Origin of the sequence: Paenibacillus sp. J23TS9, assembly GCF_018403225.1 — a bacterium.
Taxonomy (GTDB): Bacteria; Bacillota; Bacilli; order Paenibacillales; family Paenibacillaceae; genus Paenibacillus_AQ.
Window position 1 is genome coordinate 2,535,989 of record NZ_BOSG01000001.1, and the last position, 24,978, is coordinate 2,560,966.

24 protein-coding genes are annotated in these 24,978 nt (G+C 47.0%); 2 read left to right on the top strand and 22 right to left on the bottom strand.

The window, feature by feature from the left end; genetic code table 11:
* Positions 1–53 precede the first annotated feature (53 nt).
* From KJS65_RS11915 to KJS65_RS12000, 18 genes are all read right to left on the bottom strand, one after another.
* The gene (locus KJS65_RS11915; RefSeq protein WP_244864576.1) at positions 54–1,052 is read right to left on the bottom strand and encodes a dipeptidase; all 999 of its coding nucleotides are present in this window, start codon (positions 1,050–1,052) and stop codon (positions 54–56) included.
* Positions 1,053–1,234: 182 nt separating this feature from the next.
* Positions 1,235–1,495 carry a stage V sporulation protein S gene (locus tag KJS65_RS11920; RefSeq protein WP_006286829.1) on the bottom strand — a complete coding sequence of 87 codons (261 nt, stop codon included), beginning with the start codon at positions 1,493–1,495 and terminating at the stop codon, positions 1,235–1,237.
* Positions 1,496–1,651: 156 nt separating this feature from the next.
* Positions 1,652–2,446: a TIGR00282 family metallophosphoesterase gene (locus KJS65_RS11925; RefSeq protein WP_213650784.1), complete on the bottom strand. Its 795-nt coding sequence runs from the start codon at positions 2,444–2,446 to the stop codon at positions 1,652–1,654.
* Positions 2,447–2,523: 77 nt separating this feature from the next.
* A complete protein-coding gene (gene rny / locus KJS65_RS11930) occupies positions 2,524–4,065 on the bottom strand; it encodes a ribonuclease Y (protein WP_213650006.1) in 1,542 nt (513 codons plus the stop codon).
* Between the two features lie 281 nt (positions 4,066–4,346).
* A complete protein-coding gene (locus tag KJS65_RS11935) occupies positions 4,347–5,075 on the bottom strand; it encodes a regulatory protein RecX (protein WP_213650007.1) in 729 nt (242 codons plus the stop codon).
* Between the two features lie 83 nt (positions 5,076–5,158).
* Positions 5,159–6,220: a recombinase RecA gene (gene recA, locus KJS65_RS11940; RefSeq protein ID WP_213650008.1), complete on the bottom strand. Its 1,062-nt coding sequence runs from the start codon at positions 6,218–6,220 to the stop codon at positions 5,159–5,161.
* 207 nt (positions 6,221–6,427) lie between these two features.
* Positions 6,428–7,714, bottom strand: a complete 1,287-nt coding sequence (locus KJS65_RS11945) for a competence/damage-inducible protein A (RefSeq protein ID WP_213650009.1) — start codon at positions 7,712–7,714, stop codon at positions 6,428–6,430.
* Between the two features lie 127 nt (positions 7,715–7,841).
* Positions 7,842–8,429 carry a CDP-diacylglycerol--glycerol-3-phosphate 3-phosphatidyltransferase gene (gene pgsA, locus KJS65_RS11950; RefSeq protein WP_136604771.1) on the bottom strand — a complete coding sequence of 196 codons (588 nt, stop codon included), beginning with the start codon at positions 8,427–8,429 and terminating at the stop codon, positions 7,842–7,844.
* Between the two features lie 195 nt (positions 8,430–8,624).
* Positions 8,625–9,119 (bottom strand): YajQ family cyclic di-GMP-binding protein, encoded by a 495-nt coding sequence (locus KJS65_RS11955; RefSeq protein ID WP_136604770.1) that lies wholly within the window; start codon positions 9,117–9,119, stop codon positions 8,625–8,627.
* A gap of 164 nt (positions 9,120–9,283) precedes the next feature.
* Positions 9,284–9,445, bottom strand: coding sequence for a hypothetical protein (locus KJS65_RS11960; protein WP_168928842.1), 162 nt, complete (start codon positions 9,443–9,445; stop codon positions 9,284–9,286).
* Positions 9,446–9,552: 107 nt separating this feature from the next.
* On the bottom strand, positions 9,553–10,602 hold the full coding sequence (locus tag KJS65_RS11965; protein WP_213650010.1) for a helix-turn-helix domain-containing protein: 1,050 nt from the start codon (positions 10,600–10,602) through the stop codon (positions 9,553–9,555).
* A gap of 28 nt (positions 10,603–10,630) precedes the next feature.
* Entirely contained in the window at positions 10,631–11,377 is a 747-nt protein-coding gene (locus KJS65_RS11970; protein WP_136606862.1) for a DUF3388 domain-containing protein, read from the bottom strand.
* A gap of 263 nt (positions 11,378–11,640) precedes the next feature.
* The gene (locus KJS65_RS11975) at positions 11,641–11,892 is read right to left on the bottom strand and encodes a DUF3243 domain-containing protein (RefSeq protein ID WP_136604768.1); all 252 of its coding nucleotides are present in this window, start codon (positions 11,890–11,892) and stop codon (positions 11,641–11,643) included.
* Between the two features lie 124 nt (positions 11,893–12,016).
* Positions 12,017–12,790, bottom strand: a complete 774-nt coding sequence (gene ymfI / locus KJS65_RS11980) for an elongation factor P 5-aminopentanone reductase (RefSeq protein WP_213650011.1) — start codon at positions 12,788–12,790, stop codon at positions 12,017–12,019.
* The gene (gene yfmH, locus KJS65_RS11985; protein ID WP_213650012.1) at positions 12,790–14,070 is read right to left on the bottom strand and encodes an EF-P 5-aminopentanol modification-associated protein YfmH; all 1,281 of its coding nucleotides are present in this window, start codon (positions 14,068–14,070) and stop codon (positions 12,790–12,792) included. The genes ymfI and yfmH overlap by 1 nt, the downstream gene beginning before the upstream one ends.
* A gap of 2 nt (positions 14,071–14,072) precedes the next feature.
* A complete protein-coding gene (gene yfmF / locus KJS65_RS11990) occupies positions 14,073–15,356 on the bottom strand; it encodes an EF-P 5-aminopentanol modification-associated protein YfmF (RefSeq protein ID WP_213650013.1) in 1,284 nt (427 codons plus the stop codon).
* Between the two features lie 132 nt (positions 15,357–15,488).
* Positions 15,489–16,310, bottom strand: coding sequence for a spore cortex-lytic enzyme (gene sleB, locus KJS65_RS11995; RefSeq protein ID WP_213650014.1), 822 nt, complete (start codon positions 16,308–16,310; stop codon positions 15,489–15,491).
* A 244-nt stretch (positions 16,311–16,554) separates the two neighbouring features.
* Positions 16,555–16,935, bottom strand: coding sequence for a winged helix-turn-helix transcriptional regulator (locus KJS65_RS12000; RefSeq protein WP_213650015.1), 381 nt, complete (start codon positions 16,933–16,935; stop codon positions 16,555–16,557).
* Positions 16,936–17,067: 132 nt separating this feature from the next.
* Between KJS65_RS12000 and KJS65_RS12005 the strand changes: the two genes are divergently transcribed.
* Both KJS65_RS12005 and KJS65_RS12010 read left to right on the top strand, forming a co-directional pair.
* Positions 17,068–18,282, top strand: coding sequence for an MFS transporter (locus tag KJS65_RS12005; protein ID WP_213650016.1), 1,215 nt, complete (start codon positions 17,068–17,070; stop codon positions 18,280–18,282).
* A gap of 13 nt (positions 18,283–18,295) precedes the next feature.
* The gene (locus KJS65_RS12010; protein ID WP_213650017.1) at positions 18,296–19,138 is read left to right on the top strand and encodes an aldo/keto reductase; all 843 of its coding nucleotides are present in this window, start codon (positions 18,296–18,298) and stop codon (positions 19,136–19,138) included.
* 128 nt (positions 19,139–19,266) lie between these two features.
* Here the strand turns inward: KJS65_RS12010 and KJS65_RS12015 are convergent, their stop codons facing one another.
* From KJS65_RS12015 to KJS65_RS12030, 4 genes are all read right to left on the bottom strand, one after another.
* Positions 19,267–21,918, bottom strand: coding sequence for an FtsK/SpoIIIE family DNA translocase (locus tag KJS65_RS12015; RefSeq protein ID WP_244864502.1), 2,652 nt, complete (start codon positions 21,916–21,918; stop codon positions 19,267–19,269).
* A gap of 78 nt (positions 21,919–21,996) precedes the next feature.
* Positions 21,997–22,215, bottom strand: coding sequence for a YlzJ-like family protein (locus tag KJS65_RS12020; RefSeq protein ID WP_213650018.1), 219 nt, complete (start codon positions 22,213–22,215; stop codon positions 21,997–21,999).
* Positions 22,212–22,943: a ClpP family protease gene (locus tag KJS65_RS12025; RefSeq protein ID WP_213650786.1), complete on the bottom strand. Its 732-nt coding sequence runs from the start codon at positions 22,941–22,943 to the stop codon at positions 22,212–22,214. The genes KJS65_RS12020 and KJS65_RS12025 overlap by 4 nt, the downstream gene beginning before the upstream one ends.
* A gap of 221 nt (positions 22,944–23,164) precedes the next feature.
* A complete protein-coding gene (locus KJS65_RS12030; protein WP_213650019.1) occupies positions 23,165–24,844 on the bottom strand; it encodes a ribonuclease J in 1,680 nt (559 codons plus the stop codon).
* Between the last annotated feature and the right edge of the window lie 134 nt (positions 24,845–24,978).

Consider the following 24,978-nt stretch of genomic DNA (forward strand, 5'->3'; position numbering starts at 1 on the left):
TAGCAAGCGTTTTTTATGTGACATGATTCATGCATTTGCCCCTGGCTTCCTCTCTATTTGGCATCTGCAGCTGCTTTTTCCGGAAGATGGATGTTCAGATAGGACAAAGCGTTTCCGGAAAACCATCTCCGTACCAAGCTCTCCGAATAATGCTTGCACAGCAGCTCAGCGAAATCAGGATACCGCCCTGGATGCTCCAAATCTTTAATCCATGAATCAATCCCATCAAAATCAGATCCGATCATCAGGCTATTCTCCGCACCCAACGAGCAAAAATGCTCAATATGGGGCAGCAGCTCCTCGGGACGTACCGGTCCATCTCCCCCTTCACGCACAAACCATGGCACAAAGGTCATTCCTATGCGTCCATCCATCGCGATAATCGCCCGGATCTGTTCATCGGTCAAATTCCGCGGATGCGGGCATATCGACTTTGCGTTTGAATGCGAGGCAATGAAAGGCCTTGCTGTCCGTTCTGTCAGCTCCCAAAATCCAGTTGGGGATAAATGGGAAACATCCAGCAACAGACCGATTTCGTTACTCAGGTCAATCAACTTTTTGCCTTTCTCCGTGAATCCGCCATTACGCTTCTCGAGCACACCATCTGCTGCCCAGTTCGCATAGTTCCAAGTGATCCCCAGAAAACGGACACCCAGCTCGTAGCACATTTTCACATAAAACAAGCTGCCCTCAAACCCGTCTGCCCCTTCAACCGAGAGAAGGCCCCATGGAAGCTGGCGGGCATTGTTTACCCTGCTTGCTGCCCCGATCTCTTTTTGCAATTCAGCCGCATCCTCTTTCCAGCGCAGCCAGCGGACACCCTCTGCAGTAGTCATGACTCTGGATTTGAAAACGTCGATTTGGTCTAAAATATATTCATAACGCGGGATCCCCCAACGCTCGGACAAATAAATCGCGAAGCACTGCAATGATACCTCACCCTGCCGCAAGCGGTCATACGTGACGTCCAGTTTCGGATCATTCTGAAAGGCTATACCCGTGTCCTCCCTCATTTTGCTCAGCACATCGCAGTGAAAATCAATGACGGGAATACTCACGTTCCATTTCTCCCTTCTTCGCTATGATTCGGTCATTTTACCTCTATAGATGCAAAAAAACCTGTCTATCCCATATAAACTGAATGTAAGTCAAAGGGCATTAGCTGCCTCAAAAAATCGACTTTATTCAGCTTATATCAATAAACAGGTTTCAACAACGACGAACGCCTATCAACTCATCTAGGTTCCACAATCAGCTTGATTGCGGTCCGGTCTTCCCCATCAATCACAATATCCGTAAAAGCTGGAATACAGATCAGATCAACCCCACTAGGTGCGACAAATCCCCGGGCAATGGCAACCGCTTTAATGGCTTGATTTAGCGCCCCCGCTCCGATTGCCTGCAGTTCAGCAGCACCACGTTCACGAAGCACGCCAGCTAGAGCACCGGCAACAGAATTTGGATTGGATTTTGCTGAAACTTTTAATACTTCCATGGTAAGTACCTCCCCTGGGAATGATGATGGTTAGCTTCCACATACTAGATGTTATTCGTGAGTGGTAAAATAATTCCTTCTTTTTGTCAATTTTACCTGGAAAAATACATCCATAGTCTTATGCTTCCATTTCTCAATCCCTATAAGAGAAGATTCTTAGTCCATAATCCAGTCATCCTCAAGCATACGGATTTTTTCCATCTTTTTCGCTTTACCCGTGGCTTCATCCAACTGGACAAATAGCCCGTGAAGCTGCCATTTTCCATTATCGACCTGAAACCGGACAGGCAGCTGGGTCTTGAACTTACGCAGAACGGCTTCCCGTTCCATGCCCAAAATCCCTTCTTTCGGCCCTACCATGCCAGCATCCGTCAAATAAGCCGTTCCACCCGGCAAAATCGTGTCATCATTGCTCTGCACATGAGTATGTGTACCTACAACGATAGAAGCGCGTCCGTCCAAATGCCAGCCCATTGCAATCTTCTCGGAGGTGGCTTCGGCATGAAAATCAACCAGAATGCACTTATGCTTCTTGCGCAGCTGATCTATAATTTCATCACTTTTACGGAAAGGACAATCAATCGGCGGTAAAAATGTCCGGCCCTGCAAATTGATAATAGCGAGCTCTTTACCATTCGCCTTGATGACTGTATGTCCGAGTCCCGGTGTGCCTGGAGGAAAGTTTGCAGGACGCACCATACGCGGCTCATCATCGATGAAATCAAAAATTTCCTTATTGTCCCATGTATGGTTACCCATCGTAATCCCATGAACGCCCCACTCAAAAAAATCCTTGGCGATGGATTCGGTGATGCCCCTGCCTGAAGCGGAATTTTCTCCATTCACAATAATGATATGCGGGTTATATTTTGATTTCAGGGAAGGCAGCGTATCCTTTAGCGCTTTTCTTCCTACACTTCCTACGATGTCTCCAATAAATAATACGTTAATAACGTTCCCCTCCTATGTTTTCTGATTTCTAAAATATGAAAAGTGGCCCCTGAAGCGGCCACTTTTCATATTTAGCATTATTTAGCGTATTCAACCGCCCGGGTCTCTCGAATAACAGTAACCTTAATATGTCCTGGATAATCCAGTTCATTTTCGATCGTTTTCGTGATGTCCCGTGCCAGACGGAAAGCTTCCGCATCATCAATCTTCTCAGGCTGTACCATAACGCGAACCTCGCGTCCGGCTTGAATCGCGAACGATTTTTCTACACCCTCGAAGGATTCGGAAATCTCTTCCAGCTTTTCCAGACGTTTGATATAGGTTTCGAGTGTTTCCCGACGTGCTCCTGGTCTTGCTGCGGACAATGCATCTGCCGCGCCAACCAGCATAGCGATTACGGATGTTGCTTCAACATCACCGTGGTGTGATGCAATACTGTTGATAACCACCGGATGTTCCTTGTATTTCTTCGCTAGTTCCACGCCAATTTCAACGTGCGATCCTTCCACTTCATGATCCAGCGCTTTACCGATGTCATGCAACAAACCGGCACGTTTGGCGAGGACAATGTCTTCTCCAAGCTCTCCGGCCATCAGACCTGTGAGATAAGCAACCTCCATGGAATGCTTCAGCACGTTCTGGCCATAACTGGTACGGAATTTCAAACGGCCCAGGATCTTGATCAGATCCGGATGCAGACCGTGAACTCCCACCTCAAAGGTCGCTTGTTCGCCATATTCGCGAATGCGTTCATCGACCTCTTTGCGTGATTTTTCCACCATTTCTTCAATCCGAGCCGGATGAATTCGGCCATCAGATACCAGTTTTTCCAAAGCGGTACGGGCGATTTCCCGGCGGATCGGATCAAATCCTGATAGAATAACAGCTTCCGGTGTATCATCAATAATGAGATCAATACCAGTAAGGGTTTCCAGTGCACGGATATTACGACCTTCACGACCGATAATCCGTCCTTTCATTTCCTCGTTCGGCAACGTCACTACAGATACTGTAGTTTCAGCCACATGGTCGGCAGCGCAGCGCTGAATGGCAAGAGTAACGATTTCACGCGCCTTCTTGTCCGCTTCTTCTTTGGCCTGCTGCTCGATGTCTTTGATCATTTGAGCGGTTTCATGCCGTACTTCCTGTTCCACATTGCTCAAAATAATGCTTCTTGCATCCTCCATCGAAAGATTGGAGATGCGTTCCAATTCAGTGACCTGGCTTTTATAGATCAGATCAATCTGCTGTTGTGTCTCTTCAATACGCTTCTCTTTGTTAGCCACTTGTTCTTCTTTACGTTCCAGCGATTCAATCTTTTTATCCAGCGACTCTTCTTTCTGCAACAATCGTCTTTCCTGCCGTTGAATTTCATTCCGACGCTCACGAGTGTCTTTTTCAGCTTCGGTACGGATTTTGTGGATTTCATCCTTGGCTTCCAATACCGTTTCTTTTTTCTGTGCTTCAGCTTCTTTCTTCGCATTTTCGACAATATGCAATGCAGCTTGTTCAGCACTAGAAATTTTAGCTTCTGCAAGAGATTTGCGAATAAAATATCCAACCACGAACCCCAAGAACAATCCGGCAACAACGAGAATGATCGATAGCCATGTAGGCATAATTTCACCCCCCCGTTGGTTCCTCCAAGGTATTCCTTGGGATTTTTCTACAGTTTTTCATTCAACACGATCATCATCATACACAAATCGCAAATCAACGATTCTTATCTCCCGCGAATGGCGGGCATTATCCATATGAATTGGTGCTACTGAATCTTACAGAAACGAGCCTTTCTTGGAAGGAAAAAGGGTTTCTTTTCGGTACAAGATTCATATTCATTTTAGTATTTGTGAAAAGATATTGTCAAGAGAGTGCACTTCATAATATGTTAGCTTCTGCCTCAATCAAATGAAAAATGCTCCATTTCCTCTTCCGCCTCACCATTTTCACGAATCAATTGATTAATTACCTTCCTCACCTGTTCGCCGGAAAAGCCTCTTCTCATTAAAAAAGAACCCGTTTTCCGCTTTCTGTCCATGATTTCTCCGCGCGTCTGATTCCATTTCTTTCTTCCCACAACCAAACAGCTTTCATACTCCTGTTCATGACTTACTTCAGACAGCGCTTCACTGATCAGCGCCTTGTCGACGCCCTTCTGACGCAGCTCCTGTCTAACCCAGGCTTTCCCCTTCCGCTGGCTTGAAACCCGCTGTACAGCCCACTGCTTCGCGTACAGCTCGTCATTGATCAGTCCCTCCTGCTGCAGGCGTTGAAGTGCTTGTTCAATGACGGTTTGGGAAAGCTCCTTTTGCCGCAGACGGTCCTCCAGCTCCTTGCGTGTACGCTGCTTTCTTTCCAGATACTTAAGCGCCTGTACGTACGCCCGCTGCTTCTCATCAGCCAGAACAATTTCTTCAAGCTCCTGTTTTGTAAAAACATTGCCTTTCAGCATCCGGTACTTTATCATCACATCTTCATGTACTGAAAGAACGTATTCACCAAAAGAAATCAGATAACGTCCCCTCTGCTTCGGCTGGCGTTCCAGAACGGTGATTATCAGGTCTATATCATCAGGGAAACTAGAGACTTCCGACATTTCCTGCTCCCCGTGCAAATCTTCTTCCTGCATGATCTCACACCCTGACCATTGTATTTTTAATGAAAAAGGCGCCCTGGATAGGTTCCCAGGACGCCTTCTAAATAGGCTAACGTTTATTCAAGCTCCAGAAGATCCTGCTCTTCCTTCTCTTCTTCTGCCAGCTCACTGGATGTAGGAGAAGGAACTGTAGTCGTAAGATTACTTGCTTCCCGAATTTTATTCTCAATAACATCGGAAATTTGCGTATTTTCTTTCAAAAACTGCTTGGCATTTTCACGGCCCTGACCCAGGCGTTCGCCTTCATAGGAATACCAAGCACCGCTCTTATTCACGATATCCAGTTCCGTACCGATATCGATAATGCTGCCTTGTTTGGAGATGCCCTCTCCATACATAATATCAATTTCGGCCTGTTTGAAAGGAGGCGCAACCTTGTTCTTTACAACCTTGATCCGTGTACGGTTACCCACGACATCATTGCCCATCTTGATACTCTCAATGCGGCGTACATCAAGACGCACGGAGGAATAGAATTTCAAGGCACGGCCGCCAGGTGTTGTTTCCGGGTTACCGAACATTACCCCCACCTTCTCACGAAGCTGGTTGATAAAGATTGCAATCGTCTTCGATTTCGCAATTGCACCGGACAGCTTACGCAGTGCCTGAGACATCAGACGTGCTTGAAGACCCACGTGGGAATCGCCCATTTCGCCTTCAATTTCAGCTTTCGGAACGAGTGCAGCTACCGAGTCCACAACCACAATATCTACAGCTCCACTGCGTACCAGCGCTTCGGCGATTTCCAGCGCCTGTTCACCCGTATCCGGCTGGGAAAGCAGCAGTTCGTCGATATTCACACCAAGCTTGCTTGCATAAAGCGGGTCAAGCGCATGCTCCGCATCTATAAATGCGGCTTGTCCGCCTGTCTTCTGAACTTCAGCAATGGCATGAAGAGCCACTGTCGTTTTACCGGATGATTCCGGTCCGTATATTTCAACAACACGGCCTCTTGGAAGACCGCCAATACCTAATGCTATATCCAAAGCCAAGGAACCACTGGGAATTACTTCCACCTGCATGTGAGTTGACTCACCCAGCTTCATAATTGAACCTTTACCGAATTGTTTCTCTATCTGACGAAGCGCTATTTCCAGCGCAGCACGACGATCTGACAATAAACTCACATCCTTCACCGTTTATAATCATATCATACCTTGTTTTGGAACGTTTGCCAAGCATTTTTTCGAACATACATTCGTTTTTTTATCCCGATCAATCTCCTTCCGGCATTTCACCGCAGTACCCGGGAATGGAAAAGAACCGCAGCAAAATTCAAATTTGCACGGTTCTTCCGTATAAATATATTATACCTCTTTGCAGAGCTATTGTACAACTTCCCCTGATGAGGATTCAGGCTCATGCGTAATCAATCTGAGCCACAAATGATGGAGGAGGGTTTTGACGGTGCGGATTCGGATCGTTTCACGATTCCCGTTGAATCGAAGCTCAAAGACCTCCGTCTGCTTCCCGCGTTCCGCGAGTCCGACATATACCAGTCCGACAGGCTTGCGTTCAGAATACGCCGGACCTGCCACCCCTGTTACCGAAAGACCAAAATCACTGTCTGTAATCATTCTGACATGCTCGGCAAGCACTTGAGCCACTTCATGACTTACGGCTCCCGGCGCATCTTCACCTTCAAGCAGCGCATGCGGCACATGCAGGAGCTTCTCTTTCATTTGATTGGAGTAGCACACAATCCCGCCAAGAAACATCGTTGCGCTTCCCGGTATAGAAGTGATGCTTTCCATCAGCAGCCCGCCTGTGCAGCTCTCAGCCGCGCTGAGTGTGATCCCGCGGTCCGCCATAATGTCTACGATCATTTTCTCAATCGGCACATCTGAGCTTGCATACATATGCTTAGGAAGGCGTTTCTGAATTTGCGACTCCAGCTTCTCAAGCTTCTCCATCGCCTCCCGTTCGCTCCCGGCTTTCGTCGATATGCGAACCGATACCTCACCTTCTTTTGCGTAAGGCGCAATCGTTGGATCGCTCTGAGCCTGGATCAGATCAAGGAGCTTATCCTCCAGCAGAGATTCACCGATTCCCGCAAACTTCAGCATTTTGGAGTAGATCGGCATTTCGTTTGTCAGGGCATGCTGCAGTAGCCACAGCTTAGCCTGACCGTCAAACATCGGCTTCATTTCCTTCGGAGGGCCCGGCAGCACGATATAAAACTTGTCATCCTGTGCAATCGCAATCCCTACAGCCAATCCCGTTTCATTCGGAAGCGGCGTGCTCCCATCAATCACAAGCGCCTGGCGCCGATTATTTTCAGTCATGTCAATTCCGCGGTTGACAAAGAACTTCTCCACATGATCCATGGCAATACGGTCAATGTGAAGAGAACGACCCAGAGCTGCCGCAAGGGCATCTTTGGTCAGATCATCCTGAGTTGGACCAATACCACCCGTCAGAATTAAAATATCCGCCCGCTGAGCGGCATGCTCAATGGCATGCTGAAGGCGCTGCGCATTGTCGCCGACAACCGTTTGAAAATATACATCAATCCCCATTTCCGCGAGCTCCTGGGATAAATACTGTGCGTTCGTATTCAGAATTTGCCCAAGCAGCAGTTCAGTTCCCACTGCGATGATTTCCGCTTTCATGCTGTCATTCCTCCTAAATTATGCGCATCTACTGTCTATCTATCATTAACACATTTCAGGCCGGGTACAACCAAGTAACCGTAGTGGAAAGAAAAAGCAATAGGATAGCCCTATTGCCGTTTATGCATTATGCATTGGTTAGCCGAAGCAAATGTCTGTTTTTCACAAAATAATCGATTCCTGAATAAATCGTAATCAAAGCAGCCGCCCATGTTGCAATGATATCAAGCGGAACTCCGATCATTCCAAATGGGAAGTTGTTGATAAGCATCAACACAATGGCAATAATCTGAACCACGGTCTTAGCTTTCCCCCACTTGCTTGCCGCAACAACAGAGCCGTCCAGAAGAGCAATCTGCCGGAGCCCGGTCACCGCAAATTCACGGCTGATGATGACGACAGCGATCCATGAATCGCATTTGCCCATCTCGACAAGAGAAATCAGTACCGCTGCCACAAGAAGCTTATCCGCCAAAGGGTCAAGCAGCTTGCCCAAATTTGTAACCATGTTGTTCTTGCGTGCCAAATAACCGTCTATACCGTCTGTGCTGGCTGCCACAATAAAAATGAATACCGCGATCAGCTGATTCAGGGGCAGCTCGTAAGAATTCCAGACCAGAGGTTCCGGATAGAAACTAAAGTCCACCAGGAGAAAGACCATCATGACCGGAATCAGACAAATTCTTGCAATGGTAATACGGTTGGGCAGATTCAATGTACACCCTCCCCGGATAAAAACAAACTAGAAGTATAAAATCAATGGTCAGCACAAATGCACCGGAACAAAATATGTAAAAACGTCCCTTACTACACTTATCCTCACAAGTATAATATAACGTTTTATCACCTGTCAAAAACATGCAAGAGGTTCTGCCTTCGAAATTCCCGGTCAAAAATCCAACTTCTTTAACTAGGATTTCAAATTTGTAAACTGCAAATCGAGTGACAAATCTGCCTTGCGCAAAAGCTGCATAATCGCCTGGAGGTCATCTCTGCTTTTGCCAGTAACACGAATCTGATCGCCTTGGATCTGACTCTTAATCTTCAGCTTGGAGTCACGGATCAGCACGTTGATCTTCTTGGCATTCTCTTGGTCAATCCCTTGCTTCAAGGTAATACGCTGACGCACTGTCCCCATGGAAGCCGGCTCGATTTTACCGTAATCCACATTTTTAAGCGAAAGACCTCTTTTAATCATTTTTGTTTGCAGAATGTCAATAACGGCATTCAGTTTGTATTCATCGTCTGAAACGATGACCAAGGCGTCCTTATCCAGCTTCAGGCTGCTTTTGCTGCCTTTAAAATCAAAGCGGGTCTCAATCTCCCTCTCCGCCTGACTGATGGCATTATTCATTTCCTGCAAATCAAATTTGGAAACGATATCGAATGAATTTTCTGAACTCATATTCATCACGTCCTTTCTTAAAACTTCATGTCATATTATATGAAAATGTTGCGGACAAGTCTAATCCAAACTTTACAGAAGGCAGTTAGCCACACCAAAAAGACATCCCTGACAGAAAAACCGGATCTTCAGGAATGTCTTTTATGGGCAAAATGCTTTGCCATTTAACGGTTATGCACAGGTTGTCTGAACATATCCAGAATTCCGAGCACAATATGCGCAAGTCCAAAGCCCAATATCCCGTACCCCCATGCATTGGGAGTCAGATAATAACCGAGAAGGCTGACAATGATACCGAGACCGGTCACAATCCAGCTGACTGTCATAATCCTTACACCTCATTTCACTTGGAGATAAGACTGGATCAAGTTGAAGCTAGTCCTATTGTCTCCTTGCCGGTGCAGGCTTATTCGCCATCCTCGGATGGGATAAATCAAGGTTTGCTGCCTGTTGAACTGCTGTTATCCGTGCTGTTTGAATTACTCTCGCTTGATTGATCACCCGTTGTGTTCAAGCTGCCTGGATCAACCGCTTGAAGCACTATACGGGATGTCGATTTGCCATCTGTAATGGTTTGACCGCCTACTGTAATCGTTGTGGCAGGCGAATAACCGGATTTAATGTATAAGCCCGACGAATCGAGAGTAAAGGTCTTCGTATCCCCGTCTTGAGTGTTGCCAAATGTTAGCTTCTCACCGTGAATATTTTCACCTTTATATACTTCCAGCCAGCTCTTACCGGTAGCCTTAATTTCAACGGTCACCGGAGTACCTTGAGCAGCGGCAACCTTAAAGATTGTATCTTTGCCCTTTTTGCCATCCTTTTGAACTGTAACGGTCTGATCCCCAGGAGGCGTCGTGGTGCTGTTATCCGGTGTAGTCGTGTCACCCGGTGCAGTCGTGTTATCCGGAGGTGTGGTGGTTTGATCTCCACCCGCTGTCCCTCCATCAGGCGTCTTTTCGCCCGGTGTCGTGTTATCCGTACCCTCAGCGGTTTTACCTGGATCTGTCGCTGGCGGATTCGTCACATCCGGGGTTTTTGAAGGATCCTGCTGTTTGTCTGTTACCTTCGACTGGTCAACGTTCACCGATTTCGTATGGGTTGCATTGTTCGCGTACCAATAAATAACAACGATAATCAGAATGGGAAAAATCCACATCAATGTCGTAGGCAGCCATTTGACATTGCGTTCTGATGAACGGTTGCTGCTGCGCTTCTGAATGACCGGCTCCATCGTCGGCTCCGGCTCCGGAGGCGTCTCCTGCTTATGGCCCTCCAGGAGTAGATCCGGATCCAGACCTACCGTTTCAGCGTATGTTTTAATAAAAGCCCTCACGTAAAAACTGCCGGGGAGCACCTTGTAATCCCCTGCTTCGATGGCTTCCAAATATCTTTTGCGGATTTTTGTCATTTCCTGAACATCATCCAGACTCATGCCCTTCTGCAGTCTGGCTTCTCTTAACTGTTGTCCCAGTTCGGACATACCATCACCTCCTCATTATAAGTTCTATTTAAATGTCGTCATTGTAGGAACTGGTAAAAGTATCATAAATGATTTCTTCATTAGGGTTGTTTCGAAGCTCAACAATGATATCAAAATCATCAAACGTATATTCAGATTCCTGGACAAAAACATCGGGATGCTCGATTACCTTCGTACAAGGCATGCCCATAATATCCTGCAGCAAATTATAATGGCGTTCGTTTGAGCGAATCGTACTGACGATCCCATCGATAATAAAGACATTTCCCGGATTCATTTCATCTTCGGAGAGCTGGCTTCTGACCGTTTGACGGAGCAAAGTCGAGGATACAAACGTCCAGCGCTTCATAGCGCAAACACTGCCTGCGATGATTGATTCTGTCTTACCGACCCGCGGCATCCCGCGGAGACCGATGACCTGATTACCACTCTTCTTAAATAATTCACCCAAAAAATCAACAAGTAATCCCAGCTCGTCCCGGGTAAACCGAAAAGTTTTCCGGTCATCCGAATCACGGTCGATATAGCGCCCGTGCCGCACAGCGAGAATATCGACCAATTTAGGTTCACGAAGTGCGCAAACCGTGATGTTATCAACCTTTTTCAGCATAGCCCCCATAAGGGCAATCTTCTCATCATCATTTGTCTCAAGCAGCATTCCCCGGGTTTTACCTTCCACGCCGTTAATCGTTAATATATTAACCTCCAGCATACCAAGCAGAGATGCAATATCTCCGAGCAGACCCGGACGGTTCTTATGTATCCTGTACTCCATATACCATTGCTTCGTTTGTTTCGATTGATTAGCTTCCACCTTGACACCTCATCTGAACTTTTCCCACGTATTTCGACAAAATAAACCTGCAGCCCTTTCGGGAGAGGCTCATTAAACACTGCCATAATGTTGGGTCACGTTAATGATATATAAAATACTAGTGAAAAACAAGTTCAATACTGTAACCATTAGAGAAAAGCCCCCTAATGGGGGCTTTTTCCTGATTTGCAACATTCATCTTCTCTTTCGTTCAATCTGAACTACTATGCATTTTTCTTCGCAAGCTTGACCATCAAGCGGGCAATCGTATGACGCTCTTCTTTGTTGCCGACTTCCCATAACTCTTTCAGTGCGCGATTGGATAAGTTTTGCGGATCTACTTTTTCATCCAAAAAGTCACCAATTTCGTAAGCGAGGCTGGCGATGGTATCTTCGCTCATCCCCATTTTCTCGGCTTGTACGACGCGCTCTCCCAGAAACTTTTTCCAGGTATCAAAATTCTTGAGTACGGTCATTGATAAGTCCTCCCTTGGCTGTGGCGCATTGAGATTTAAAATCAACAATTGTAATATAACCTCTAACGCCTGAGCCTATACAAGGCGGATTCATCCAACCGTTAAACAGGAAGAAGCAAGAAAATCAGGTAATCCAGCCCCCGTTGGGGCTGATCACCTGGCCGTTTATATATCCGGATTCAGGTAAAGCCAGGAAGTAGACAAGGGATGAAATTTCATCCGGTGTAGCCAGCCTTCCTGCAGGAATTTCTTCCTCAAGCATGCGCTTCTCCTCCGCATCGAGATGCCCAAGCATTTGAGTATTGACAGCTCCTGGGGCAACGGCATTCACCGTCACACCTGAAGGTGCCAGCTCCTTCGCTAATGCTTTGGTAAAAGCGTTTATCCCACCTTTCGTGGTGGAATACAACACTTCACAAGAAGCACCGGAGATGCCCCACACGGAGGACATATTAATGATACGGCCGTAGCGCTGAGAAATCATGTATGGCATAAACGCCTGTGTGCACAAAAACAAGCCTTTTAAATTTACCGACATAACCTCATCCCACTGCTCTTCTGTCACATCCGCCAGCATCCCGTAATGGGAGATGCCGGCGTTATTAATCAGAATGTCTGGCATAAGATCATGGCTTTTAAGCTTATCCCGCATACGCAGAATTTGCTGGTTGTCTTTAAGATCCGCTGTGACCGTCAACACCTTGGCTCCATGCTGCATACAGCGCCGGGCGACATCATTGGCCGCTTCATGGGAAGCGCCGTAATGGATGATGACATTCATGCCAACCTGCGCAAAACGCTCGGCTATCGCAGCGCCGATTCCCCTGCTTGCGCCCGTGATCAAAACAGTCGTATCCTGTAATGCCTTTACAAAGCTTTCCTCTCCCATGCTGCCCATTAAGGATTCACCACAATCGATACTGCCAGCTGTTCCCAATCGATATGCTCATGCAGCCGGTCATTGACTTCTTTTAACGTGATGGACTCATACGCTTCGACCACGGAGAAGAAATCGCAGTCGCGGAACTGATAGCGGGTAAACTCATGAGCAATATTTTCCGGCGAGTTGAGCATGCGCAGATAACCGCCGATTTTCTTTTTGCGTGCCCGTTCAAAATCATCTTCCGTGAATCCGTTCTGGAGGATTTTATCGACTTCCTCACGCACTCTAGCCAGCAGCTTATCCGGATCCGCGGTGTCTCCGCCAGCTGCAGAGAACGCATATTGTGGCGAGCTGTTGTATTCATGCGAGAAGCTGTCGGAGATCAGATCCTCATCATACAGCTTCTGATAAAGCTCTGTACTCGAGCCAAAAAGCAGATCCAGCATGATTTTACTCGTCAAGTCACGGCGAAGCAGACCACTTCCGGTGGCTCCCACATGCTTTTCCTTAAATCCGAACAAGCATTTCGGCATGGATACGGCCAATTTGGAAATGTGGCGTTTCTCTGCAACTTCCACCTTCTCCGGATCGAAAATGCGTTCAATGTCACCTTGCGGTTTATAGCTCTTCGCTGCCTGGTTAGAGCGCACAAGCTCGAATATTTCCTCAGGCTTCACACCGCCCACGACGAACAGCAGCATATTACTCGGATGGTAAAATGCGTTGTAGCATGTATACAGCGTTTCTTTTGTAATGGTGCTGATCGATTCCACCGTGCCCGCGATATCAATATGAACTGGATGGATTTTGTACATTGCTTCAATTAAGCCGAAGTACACCCGCCAATCCGCATTGTCCAAATACATATTGATCTCTTGTCCGATGATCCCCTTTTCTTTCTCCACATTCTGATCGGTGAAATAAGGGTTCTGCACAAAATTAATGAGTGTTTCCAGGTTGGTATTAATTTTCTCGGTAGCGGAGAACAAGTAGACCGTTTGGTCAAAGCTCGTAAACGCATTGGCGGATGCCCCGTTGGTGGCAAAGGTTGCAAAGATATCGCCTTCAGGCTCCTCGAACATTTTATGCTCCAGAAAATGGGCAATCCCGTCAGGCACTGATATTTCTTCCTGTCCCTCCACGCGGAAATGGTTATCCACTGAACCGTATTTCGTTGCAAATGTCGCATACATTTTTTGAAAACCCGGTTTTGGCAGCACATACACATGAAGCCCGTTGTCCATAACTTCCTTATATAAGGTTTCCTGCAAGTTGTCGAACTGAAGTTTTTCCACCGTTATTCCTCCTTCTGCCCCTTCAGGAAATAGATCGTATCCAGCTCAAAGGTAGCTGCGGCAGCCTTAACGTCCTCAATCTGAATCGCTTCAACCTGCTGCAGCAGCTCTGCGCGCGGGCGGTCCTTGCCAGAAAATTGACGGTTAAAATCATATGCGATCATTTCGAAGGCAGAGTCATCGATTTCAAGCAGTAAATTACGAATCATCGCCTTAGTTTGCGACATTTCAAGATCGGTAATCTGACCGGAACGCATTTCATCCAGCTGCTTTTTAATGATCTCCAGCGCCTTTTCGTAGTTCTGTACCTCGATACCCGACTGAATCGTTCCGATGCCTTTATGACCGTCGTAGCGAGAAGATGCGTAATAAGCCAAACTTTCCTTTTCACGAACATTCATAAAGAGCTTGGAATGCGGATAGCCTCCCAAAATTCCGTTGTACATCAGCGCAGCCGCATATTGCTCATCGGAATATGTAATGGATGTGCGCAGTCCCATATTCAGTTTGCCTTGGCTGACCTCCATTTTTTCAACGACAGTCCGTACTTCATCCGCTTCACGGGTTGAGGTTTCCTGCTTGTAGGATACATCATTCGAATCAGAGGAGAATGCAAAATGTTTATTTACGAGCTCCTTCACTTCCTCAAGCGTCGTATCGCCAGCCACATATAAATCCATGCTCGCAGTATCCAGCCACTGCTGATAACATTTATAAAGATTCTCGGGTGTGATTTGGTCGAGATCCGAACGCTGACCGAGAGGATGGAGCCGGTAAGGCTCATTGCGGCACATTTCCTCAATGCACCGTTCTGAAGCATATCTGATTTTATCATTCACAATCGCCTCGAGCTTTTTGCGAACGTTCTCTTTCTCTGCCTGCACATAGCTGCTTCGGAAATGGCCGTCTTCGAGTACAGGCCGCGTAACCACTTCCCCAAGAAAAGCAAAAGAAGATTCCAGCAGACTGTCTTCACTTTTGACAAAGGAATCATTAATGGTATCCATGCGGAACTGAACCATCTGATAGTTGCCTCTTTTATATACATCAAATCCAAAGCCCGCTCCGTACATCTGCTCCAGCTGTTCACGGAACTGTCTTGTTTCAGGATAGGACTCCGTTCCGCGTCTTAATACAAATGGAGTCAAGGCCGTTGCTGTTACCGTATCCTCTGCAAGCGGGATGCCCGCATATAGCGATATGGCAAATGTTTTGAAGCGTTTCGTAGGCAGGACGTGAATCCGCATACGCCCCGTATTTCCATGTTGAAATGCTGTTTTATTCAAGGTCCAAAACTCCTTTAGCCATGAATTTGTCTATCGTACACTTGTGAATATGTTCCATTCTATACCATTACAAAGTGAAGAAGCAACCGAAGACAAGCCCTCCGGTTGCTGTTTCTGGGCAGATAGAAGTCCTTACATACAGAAGATATGCTGTCCGATGGTTTTGACCTGCGGGCGGGACCAGATCCACTTCGAAGTCGCCGTTTTCGGGTTGAAGTAATACAGACAGCCCCCTGATGGATCCCATCCATTCAGCGCCTGCTGAACAGCTTTACGAGCGGTCTCATTTGGCTCCAGGTAAATCTGGCCGTCGGCTACCGCCGTGAAAGCTCCCGGCTGGAATATGACCCCATGAGGAGTATTAGGGAAGCTCGGCGATTTTACCCGGTTTAGAATAACGGCAGCTACTGCCACCTGGCCCTCAAAGGGCTCTCCTCTGGATTCCCCATATACTGCATTAGCCATAATCTTCAGATCATTTTCTGATAATCCCATTGTATTGGCGGAAGCCGTTGGTTCGGTTTTGCCGTTCCCTTCATTTCCTTTATTTTCTGCAGCCGTTTGACCCTTGCCTGCAGCAGACTCGGAAGGCTTCCAGTTTTTCGTTGCGTTATACAGCTTCAGCTTCGTCTTCGCACCTACCGTACCATCCGCTTTCATACCAAATTCAGATTGGAACCATTTTACTGACTTCAATGTGGCCCAGCCATACTGACCATCAATCTTTCCATAATAGAAACCGAGGAATTTCAAGCGTCCCTGCAGCTCGTAGATATCCTGTCCGGAGGAACCATACTTCAGGATCGTTGTTCCAAAGGTTGGCACGGCTTCTTCTGAAACAGGTTGTTTATCGGCTATGGCCCTATCCTTCATTCGAGGCTGAAGCCCTGCAAATACCGCAGCTGACAAAAGGACCAAGAGTCCAAAAATGATCCACAATTTTGCTTTTTTCATATGGCAGCTCTACCTTTCTCTTGTGAGTTTGACTAGGATGGCTACGGTTATTATGACAAGAGCCACCATTAACTATTCACATTGCAAAAGAAAGGTTGGAAACTGTCGTAAGATGTGGATGAAACAAGGCTATGGTTGTTGTCGACTGGAGATGAAAAGACTTAAAAAACCGCCCTGCGGCACAATTGCTTGTACGACAGACCGGTTCTTTATTATCATCTTTAAATTTCATATGTCCATGCAATTACCCTTCGGTTACAGGTTCTTGAGGCTTGTTCAATATGTTATCTTCAAGCACGATGAATTTATCTCCGTACTCCCTTACAATATGCCGCTCTCCCCATGCGCAGAGAGAATCCAAAATGGACTGAAGACTCCAGCCATATTCGCTGAGCTCGTATTCGACCTTGGGTGGAACCTGATTGTATACAATCCTGTTCACAATCCCATCCTCCTCCAGCTCCCTAAGCTGCTGCGTCAGCATTTTCTGTGTGATATTCGGCATAAGACGGCGTAAATCACTTGTCCGCTTTTTGCCGTATGTTAAATGGCATAGGATGACACATTTCCATTTCCCTCCGATCACCTCAAGCGTCGCTTCTACAGAAATATTATATTTTTTCATCCAATCAGCCTCCTCAAATTGTATGGGTACCTTTTAGTACCTATAGTACTTTAAAGTGCGTACTGTTCATTTTGCCTCTAAGCCCCCATAATAACACTCACCGGCCGGGACGACTAGACAGGAGTGAAGAGAATGCCACAAGGCAACAAAAAAAGCATGTTTGCACTTTTGGCATTAGCCATCAGTGCATATGCAATCGGAACAACCGAATTTATCAGTGTAGGTTTGCTTCCCCTCATTGCAAGGGATTTGAATATATCGGTTACCTTAACGGGCTTAACTGTTACTTTGTATGCTCTTGGAGTTACTTTCGGTGCCCCTGTACTGACTTCGCTCACGATGGGGATGTCCCGAAAGAAGCTGTTAATTGGAATCATGCTTGTGTTTATAGCAGGTAATAGCACAGCCGCATTATCGGGAGGCATTGCCATGCTGCTGGTGGGACGCATCATATCCGCCCTGGCACACGGCGTCTTCATGTCGATTGGTACAACCATTGCTGCCGATATGGTGCCTGAAAACCGCCGAGCCAGCGCTATCGCGATCCTGTTCTCAGGACTTACGATTGCTACGGTGACCGGTGTGCCGCTGGGCACTTTTATCGGCCAACAAATGGGATGGCGCGCTGCCTTCTTTACCATTGCCATTATTGGAGTCATCGCTCTGATCGCAAACATGATCCTGATTCCCAAGCATTTGCGGAAAGGCACAAAAACGCCTGTGAAAGAACAGTTAAAGCTGGTCACGAACAGCCGTCTGCTGCTTGCCTTTTTAATAACTGCTCTTGGTTATGGGGGTACTTTCGTCGTCTTTACTTATTTATCCCCGCTGCTTCACAATATAACAGGATTTAAAGAATCAACGGTAGCCTTGATCCTTTTGCTTTACGGTATTGCGATCGCAATCGGGAATGTCATCGGCGGTAAAGCCGCTAATCGGAAGCCATTATCAGCACTGCTGGTGATGTTCTCCCTACAGGCTGTGGTCCTGCTGGTGCTCACTTTTACAGCGCCCTTCAAAGTTGCCTCCCTGATCACCATCTTCGTGATGGGACTGCTGGCTTTTATGAATGTCCCTGGGCTGCAAGCTTATGTCGTCATGCTGGCGGAACGGTTCGCTCCAAAAGCAGTGGATGTGGCCTCAGCCGTAAACATTGCCGCATTCAATGCAGGAATCGCACTCGGAGCCTATTTAGGCGGAGTCATTACGGATACAATAGGTATCGTTCATACCGGCTGGGTTGGGGCTGTGATGGTTGCAGCCGCCGTACTTCTCACAGGCTGGAGCCAATTATTACAAAGAAAAGATGCTTTATATGAAGTACAAAATAACAAGGAATCAATATAAGGAGGAAGTCAGAATGAAACTGCATCTTCAAAGCACAACAAAACTTCACAACGGAGTGGACATGCCTTGGCTTGGGCTTGGCGTATTTAAGGTGGAAGAAGGAGCAGATCTAGTTGAAGCAATTAAGGCAGCCATTAAACATGGATATCGGAGTATTGATACGGCAGCTGCCTATGCCAATGAGAGCGGTGTGGGGCAAGGAATCCACGAAGCCCTTGCAGAGAACGGTCTATCCAGAAAGGATCTGTTCGTCACGTCAAAAGTATGGAACAGCGATCAGGGTTATGAAGAGACACTCGCCGCCTTTGACACAAGCTTGTCCAAACTCGGTCTGAATTACCTGGATCTTTATCTCATTCACTGGCCTGTAGCGGGCAAGTATAGGGACACCTGGAGAGCAATGGAAAAGCTTTATAAAGACGGTCGCGTTAAAGCGATTGGCGTAAGTAATTTCCAAGTCCATCATTTAGAAGACTTGCTTCAGGACGCTGAGATCAAACCAATGATAAATCAAGTCGAATTCCATCCTTATCTGACACAAAAGGAGCTGCTTACCTTCACTCGTGAGCATGGGATTCAGCTTGAGGCCTGGTCACCGTTGATGCAGGGAGAGCTGTTAACTCAGCCTGTTCTGCAGGAAATCGCAGGCAAGCATGGCAAGTCAGTCGCTCAAGTGATCCTGCGCTGGGATCTTCAAAACGGAGTCGTTACCATTCCGAAATCAATCAAGGAACACCGGATTATCGAAAATGCTTCTCTATTCGACTTTGAGCTGACTAGCACAGAGATGGAACAAATTGATGCTCTGAATCAAGATCATCGCGTCGGTCCAGACCCTGACAACTTTGATTTCTAATTCATATAAGAAGACATGCTTCAAAAGATAAATGCTTATCATTTACTTTGAGATATAAAATAAAACGGGCAGCCCAGGAATCATCCTGGGCTGCCCGTTGTTGGTTAATGTTGAAAAGAAGATGCTGCTTATGAACTGATGCGGTTCTGCTGCTGATACTGCTCCAAGGAGACCAGCACTTCACGCGGTTTGCTGCCTTCATACGGCCCAATGATGCCTCTGGCCTCCATGGAGTCAATCAATCTTGCAGCCCGCGTATAACCCACTCTCATCCTCCGCTGCAGCAGGGAAACCGATGCTTGCTTAGCTTCCAGAACAATCTGGACTGCCTGATCATAGAGCTCGTCGAGCTGCTCATCGCCATCCGGCTGACTTTCATCAATTTCAGGTACCAGCGATTCATCATACTTCGCCTCACCTTGCTCACGCACATAATTCACGATCGTTTCCACTTCCTGATCCGTCATAAAAGCACCCTGCACACGAATCGGTTTGGAGGATCCCATCGGCATAAAGAGCATGTCGCCACGCCCAAGCAGCTTTTCTGCCCCGGCCATATCCAGAATGGTTCTGGAATCCACCTGGGAAGATACACCAAAGGCAATCCGCGAAGGTATGTTGGCCTTGATAACACCGGTGATAACGTCTACCGATGGCCGCTGCGTTGCGATAATCAAATGGATTCCAGCTGCACGAGCCATCTGTGCGAGTCGTGTGATAGCTTCCTCCACATCATGGGCAGCCACCATCATCAAATCCGCAAGCTCGTCCACGATAACAACAATGTAAGGCAGAACGGCAGGCAGATTGTCCTTCATCAGATTATTATAGCCTTCAATGTTGCGTGTACCCGATTTGGAGAACAGCTCATAGCGCTTTTCCATTTCAACGACGATTTTCTTAAGCGCAAGAGATGCGCGTTTCGGGTCTGTGACCACCGGCGCCATGAGATGCGGGATACCGTTATATACATTCAGCTCAACCATCTTCGGATCGACCATTAGAAACTTGACTTCATCTGGCTTCGCCTTATACAGGATACTCGTAATAATTCCGTTGATACACACGGATTTACCCGAACCCGTAGCTCCCGCTACAAGCAAATGGGGCATTTTGGCCAAGTTACCGACGATCGTCTGGCCTGAAATATCCCTGCCAAAAGCGATGGACAGCTTGGACTGTGCATCCTGGAAGATGGGTGTCTCCATGACCTCTCGCATCGTAACAAGGGACACTTCGTTGTTAGGAACTTCGATACCAATCGCGGATTTACCGGGAATCGGCGCTTCCATACGAATATCCTTAGCTGCGAGCGCCAATGCAATATCATCCGTAAGGCTGACGATCCGGCTCACCTTTACACCGATATCCGGTTGAATTTCATAACGCGTTACCGCAGGGCCGCGCACAACCTCAAGCACCTTAGCCCTGACGCCAAAGCTCTCAAGCGTAGCTTCGAGCTTGCGTGCCGTCTGCATATAGTCGTTTTGATCTCCTGCTTTGCCTCCGTTTTGAGGTTTCGCCAGCAGGCGGAAAGGTGGAAGCTTATAGGGTTTAGGAGGCGGGGGTGGAGGCTTATTGTCAACCGCTTCAGCTGCTCCCTCCCCTTCGATGGACTGCCCGGCAGAAATATCTGCCATTCCATTTGCCGCAGTCTGCAGATCCTCTCCATCCTGAGATTCCGTGTCCAGTATATCTGCAGGAAGCTCGGTCACAGGCTCGTTTTCATCCCAATCCTCATCATCCGCATTTCCTTCCGATTTAACCTGTTCAAAGAAATCACGAATAATAGGAGCTGGCGGATGACTTTCTTCGTTTCTCTCCCAGTGATCCGTTGAATGAGGAGCGATCTCCTGCTCTACCTCATGTTTGTACACCGGAGGCTGAGCTGCTGTATTTCCAGAATGTCTGCGAATCGGTTCCAGTATATCGCTGCCATCCAGATCATCCTCTTCGGCAGAAACCGAATCATCTGCAGGTTTACCAAACTTGCTTCCGAAAAGCTGGAAAAATACGGGCGTGGTACGCTTGGCTTTTGGAGCCACAAAATCCTCCAGATCATCCTCTTCATCCTCATCCGGCAGCTGCATTTGCTGCCTTTTGCGGGAAACTGACTTGGGAGCAGCCGCAACGGCCTGCTGTTTTTGGCTTGTCATTCTTTTTTGTACATTGCTTCCGGCCTGAACCACCCGCTTGCGTACAATCCGCATCAGATCCACATAAGATAGGTTTGTGATCAGCATAAAGCTGATAATAAACATGACAATCATCAGCAGCTTGGTCCCCGGGTTTCCGAACAACCAGAACAATAAGGCATATTGGAGAGCCCCCGCATAACCGCCACTGATATCTTTATTTAACATAGAACTATCTTGGGAAGCCGAAGATGAAAGCAGTGAACCCTGCAAATCATTATGTACTTGGGTTATGATATGTCCGGCGCTTAGGCCGGGTACATGCGACAGCTTCTTTTCCAAAGAAGAAACACTGCTCATCAGCGTCAAGGCCAGCACCAGCAGGACGATCCCGCTCTTTCGCGTACTCCAGCGATTCGGCCATTTCCGCCCAATCATCACGCTGAGTCCCAGATAAATACCTATCAATGGAATCACAAAATAGAACCGACCAAGCAAAAGCCCGAACATTTTGGATAACGACCACCCTACTGCCGCTTCACCCGATAAGGCGATGACAGAAAGGGTGATCAGTACAATACCGTATATTTCGTATTTAAGTACATTGGTCAGCAGAGCCTTTTTCCTTTTTTTGCGTTTGGCCAAGAAATGTCACCCCCGGAACATCATTATACCATATAATACCGTGGGCACCTATGTTCTGTTTTTTAATTCAAGTTGTTTTTACGGAGCGGGAATATACTGAATAATTTGACCCGGAACGTAGGCGGGATTCAGGTAATTATCCAAAGGTCCATCCAGCAGGCGGATGATCTGAACTCTGTTAAAATCCAGTGGCCTAACCTCCATAAGCATTCCCTGTATTCGTACCTCGGCTGAGGGATCTGCTTCTCCCTGCTTTTCCCATACCGCTTCAAGGGGCATTACAGTATGCAGTGTCATTGCTTGATCCCCTCCACTTCCTTCGTACTTTTCCAATCATCGATAAGCCGGTTCAGCTTGGCCAGCGCTTGTCCGATGCCGCCCACTTCATCCATAAGGCCATACTTCACCGCATCATTTCCGCCGACCGGGGTCCCAACATCACGATTCAGTTCCCCCGTCCGGAACATCAGCTCTTTAAACTTCGATTCCGTAATACGCGAATGGGAAGTGACAAATCGCACGACACGTTCCTGCATCTTCTCCATATATTCGAACGTTTGTGGTACACCGATAACCAAGCCGTTCAAACGGATCGGGTGAATCGTCATTGTTGCGCTTTCTGCAATGATTGAATATGTGGATGAAACTGCAATCGGTACTCCGATGCTATGTCCACCGCCCACCACTACCGTTACCGTCGGCTTAGTAAGGGAGGCGATCATTTCAGCGATGGCAAGCCCCGCTTCCACGTCACCGCCAACGGTATTCAAAATAATAAGAATCCCATCAATATTTTTATTTTGCTCTGTTGCCACCAAGGTAGGAATGATGTGTTCATATTTTGTCGTTTTATTTTGCGGAGGTAAAACCATATGTCCTTCGATTTGTCCGACAATGGTCATGCAAAAAATATTTGATTCATTCGTAGCCGGAACATTCATTTGACCCAGCTGCTGAATCGCATCAAGCGCGGCTTTGGTTTGATTCTCAGGCTGCTGCTCCGGTAATACGGCCGGCTCTTCCATATGGGGTTGTCCTTGTTCATGCGCCATGTTGAGTTACCCACCCTTTCACTAACCAAGTTATATTCGTTCTGTTTAGTATGGCGGTTAGAAGAGTGGTATTATTCCTTTTGACGCCTTTTAGACAATAAAAAGCCCCCTTCCGCAAGAAACCGTCCATTATTGCTTGCGTGAAGGGGGCGACTGTGTGCTTTGTCGTCAAACCTTTATATTATTCAATTGATTTACACTTCCATAATGATTGGTAAAATCATTGGTCTGCGGCGGGTTTGTTCATAAAGGAACCGTCCCAGCGCATCCTTAACTCCCGTCTTCAGGGAAGCCCATTCATTTACATTCTCGCTCATCAGCTTTTGCAGTGTACTGGAAACAATGCGATTGGCCTCATCCAGCAATCCTTCGGATTCGCGAACGTACACAAAACCTCTGGAAATAATATCCGGGCCGGACATGATCGTTCCATCCTGCTTGCTCAGCGTCACAACAACGACAAGAATGCCATCTTGGGAAAGCAGTTTACGGTCGCGAAGCACGATGTTGCCTACGTCGCCAACACCCAAGCCGTCGATCAGTACGTTACCAGCAGTGACTTTGCCGGCTCTGCGTGCTGCACCGTTTTGAATTTCAACTACTTCACCAATATCCGTGATGAAAATATTATCAGGATCTACACCAACTGATTCAGCCAAAAGTGCGTGTCTGCGCTGCATACGGTATTCACCGTGAATCGGAAGGAAGAATTTCGGTTTCATCAGGTTAAGCATCAGCTTGAGCTCTTCCTGACTGCCGTGTCCTGAAACGTGAACGCCGGAATTAGATCCGCTATAGATTACGTTAGCACCTAAACGGAACAATTCATCAATAGTCCGTCCCACATATTTCTCATTGCCCGGTACCGGAGTAGCCGCAATGATAACGGTATCACCTGGTAAAATATCAACTTTACGATGAGTCGAACGCGCCATCCGGGTTAATGCGGACATCGGTTCACCCTGACTGCCTGTACACAATACTACGACACGGTCAGCAGCCATTTTATTAACTTCTTCCGGTTCAATCAGCATGCCATCAGGTACATGCAGGTAACCAAGCTCAGAAGCAATGGAAACCACATTTACCATACTGCGGCCAATCACCGTAATTTTGCGGCCGGTTGTTTCGGCAGCGTTTACGACCTGCTGGATCCGGTGAACATTGGAAGCGAATGTCGCGATGACAACACGCTGGGAGGCTTTACGGAAAATATCCTCAAGCACAATACCCACATTTTTTTCCGATGGAGTGAATCCTGGTTTTTCAGCGTTTGTACTATCCGACATGAGAGCAAGAACGCCTTCTTCACCGATGGCAGCCATACGCTGCAAATTCGCGTACTGTCCGTTTACCGGTGTATGATCGAATTTGAAATCGCCTGTATGAACAACATTGCCTTCCGGTGTTGCAATACAGATCCCGACAGAATCAGGAATACTATGGTTCGTTCTGAAGAAGGTAGCCTTCAGGGTCGAGCCCAGTTCGATTTCAGAATCTTCGTTGATCAAGATCCGCTTGGTTTCACCAAGCAAATTGGCTTCCTTCAGCTTGTTCTCAACAAGTCCGAGGGTAAGCTTCGTTCCGTAGATAGGAACATTCAAATGTTTCAAAACGTAAGGCAGTCCGCCAATATGATCTTCGTGTCCATGTGTTAACAAAATGCCTCTTACTTTGTCGCGGTTTTCCGTCAAGTAGCTGATATCAGGAATGACAATATCGATACCAAGCATATCTTCCTCAGGAAATTTCAAGCCGGAATCTACTACAACGATGTCATTCGCATACTGAACAACATACATATTTTTCCCGATTTCACCGACGCCGCCCAATGCAAATATCGTCAATTTATCGCTATTATTTTTTTTAGACAAATGAATCTAAACCTCCTATGGTTTTGGACGTCGTACCATTTTATAGTATTTATATTTCAAAAATATACCGCACCCAGTCACTTGACCTCATTATACATGATTAAAAACGCAAAACACAAGTCACCCTCCAAGTA

What these genes read in the sequence shown, in the direction of transcription:
- KJS65_RS11920 (WP_006286829.1), bottom strand. Translation starts at nt 1,495, where the DNA reads ATGGAAGTATTAAAAGTTTCAGCAAAATCCAATCCAAATTCTGTTGCC.
- rny (WP_213650006.1), bottom strand. Translation starts at nt 4,065, where the DNA reads ATGCCTACATGGCTATCGATCATTCTCGTTGTTGCCGGATTGTTCTTG.
- KJS65_RS11935 (WP_213650007.1), bottom strand. Translation starts at nt 5,075, where the DNA reads ATGCAGGAAGAAGATTTGCACGGGGAGCAGGAAATGTCGGAAGTCTCT.
- KJS65_RS11945 (WP_213650009.1), bottom strand. Translation starts at nt 7,714, where the DNA reads ATGAAAGCGGAAATCATCGCAGTGGGAACTGAACTGCTGCTTGGGCAA.
- KJS65_RS11955 (WP_136604770.1), bottom strand. Translation starts at nt 9,119, where the DNA reads ATGAGTTCAGAAAATTCATTCGATATCGTTTCCAAATTTGATTTGCAG.
- KJS65_RS11960 (WP_168928842.1), bottom strand. Translation starts at nt 9,445, where the DNA reads ATGACAGTCAGCTGGATTGTGACCGGTCTCGGTATCATTGTCAGCCTT.
- KJS65_RS11965 (WP_213650010.1), bottom strand. Translation starts at nt 10,602, where the DNA reads ATGTCCGAACTGGGACAACAGTTAAGAGAAGCCAGACTGCAGAAGGGC.
- KJS65_RS11970 (WP_136606862.1), bottom strand. Translation starts at nt 11,377, where the DNA reads ATGGAGTACAGGATACATAAGAACCGTCCGGGTCTGCTCGGAGATATT.
- KJS65_RS11975 (WP_136604768.1), bottom strand. Translation starts at nt 11,892, where the DNA reads ATGACCGTACTCAAGAATTTTGATACCTGGAAAAAGTTTCTGGGAGAG.
- ymfI (WP_213650011.1), bottom strand. Translation starts at nt 12,790, where the DNA reads ATGGGCAGCATGGGAGAGGAAAGCTTTGTAAAGGCATTACAGGATACG.
- sleB (WP_213650014.1), bottom strand. Translation starts at nt 16,310, where the DNA reads ATGAAAAAAGCAAAATTGTGGATCATTTTTGGACTCTTGGTCCTTTTG.
- KJS65_RS12000 (WP_213650015.1), bottom strand. Translation starts at nt 16,935, where the DNA reads ATGAAAAAATATAATATTTCTGTAGAAGCGACGCTTGAGGTGATCGGA.
- KJS65_RS12005 (WP_213650016.1), top strand. Translation starts at nt 17,068, where the DNA reads ATGCCACAAGGCAACAAAAAAAGCATGTTTGCACTTTTGGCATTAGCC.
- KJS65_RS12010 (WP_213650017.1), top strand. Translation starts at nt 18,296, where the DNA reads ATGAAACTGCATCTTCAAAGCACAACAAAACTTCACAACGGAGTGGAC.
- KJS65_RS12020 (WP_213650018.1), bottom strand. Translation starts at nt 22,215, where the DNA reads ATGACACTGCATACTGTAATGCCCCTTGAAGCGGTATGGGAAAAGCAG.
- KJS65_RS12025 (WP_213650786.1), bottom strand. Translation starts at nt 22,943, where the DNA reads ATGGAAGAGCCGGCCGTATTACCGGAGCAGCAGCCTGAGAATCAAACC.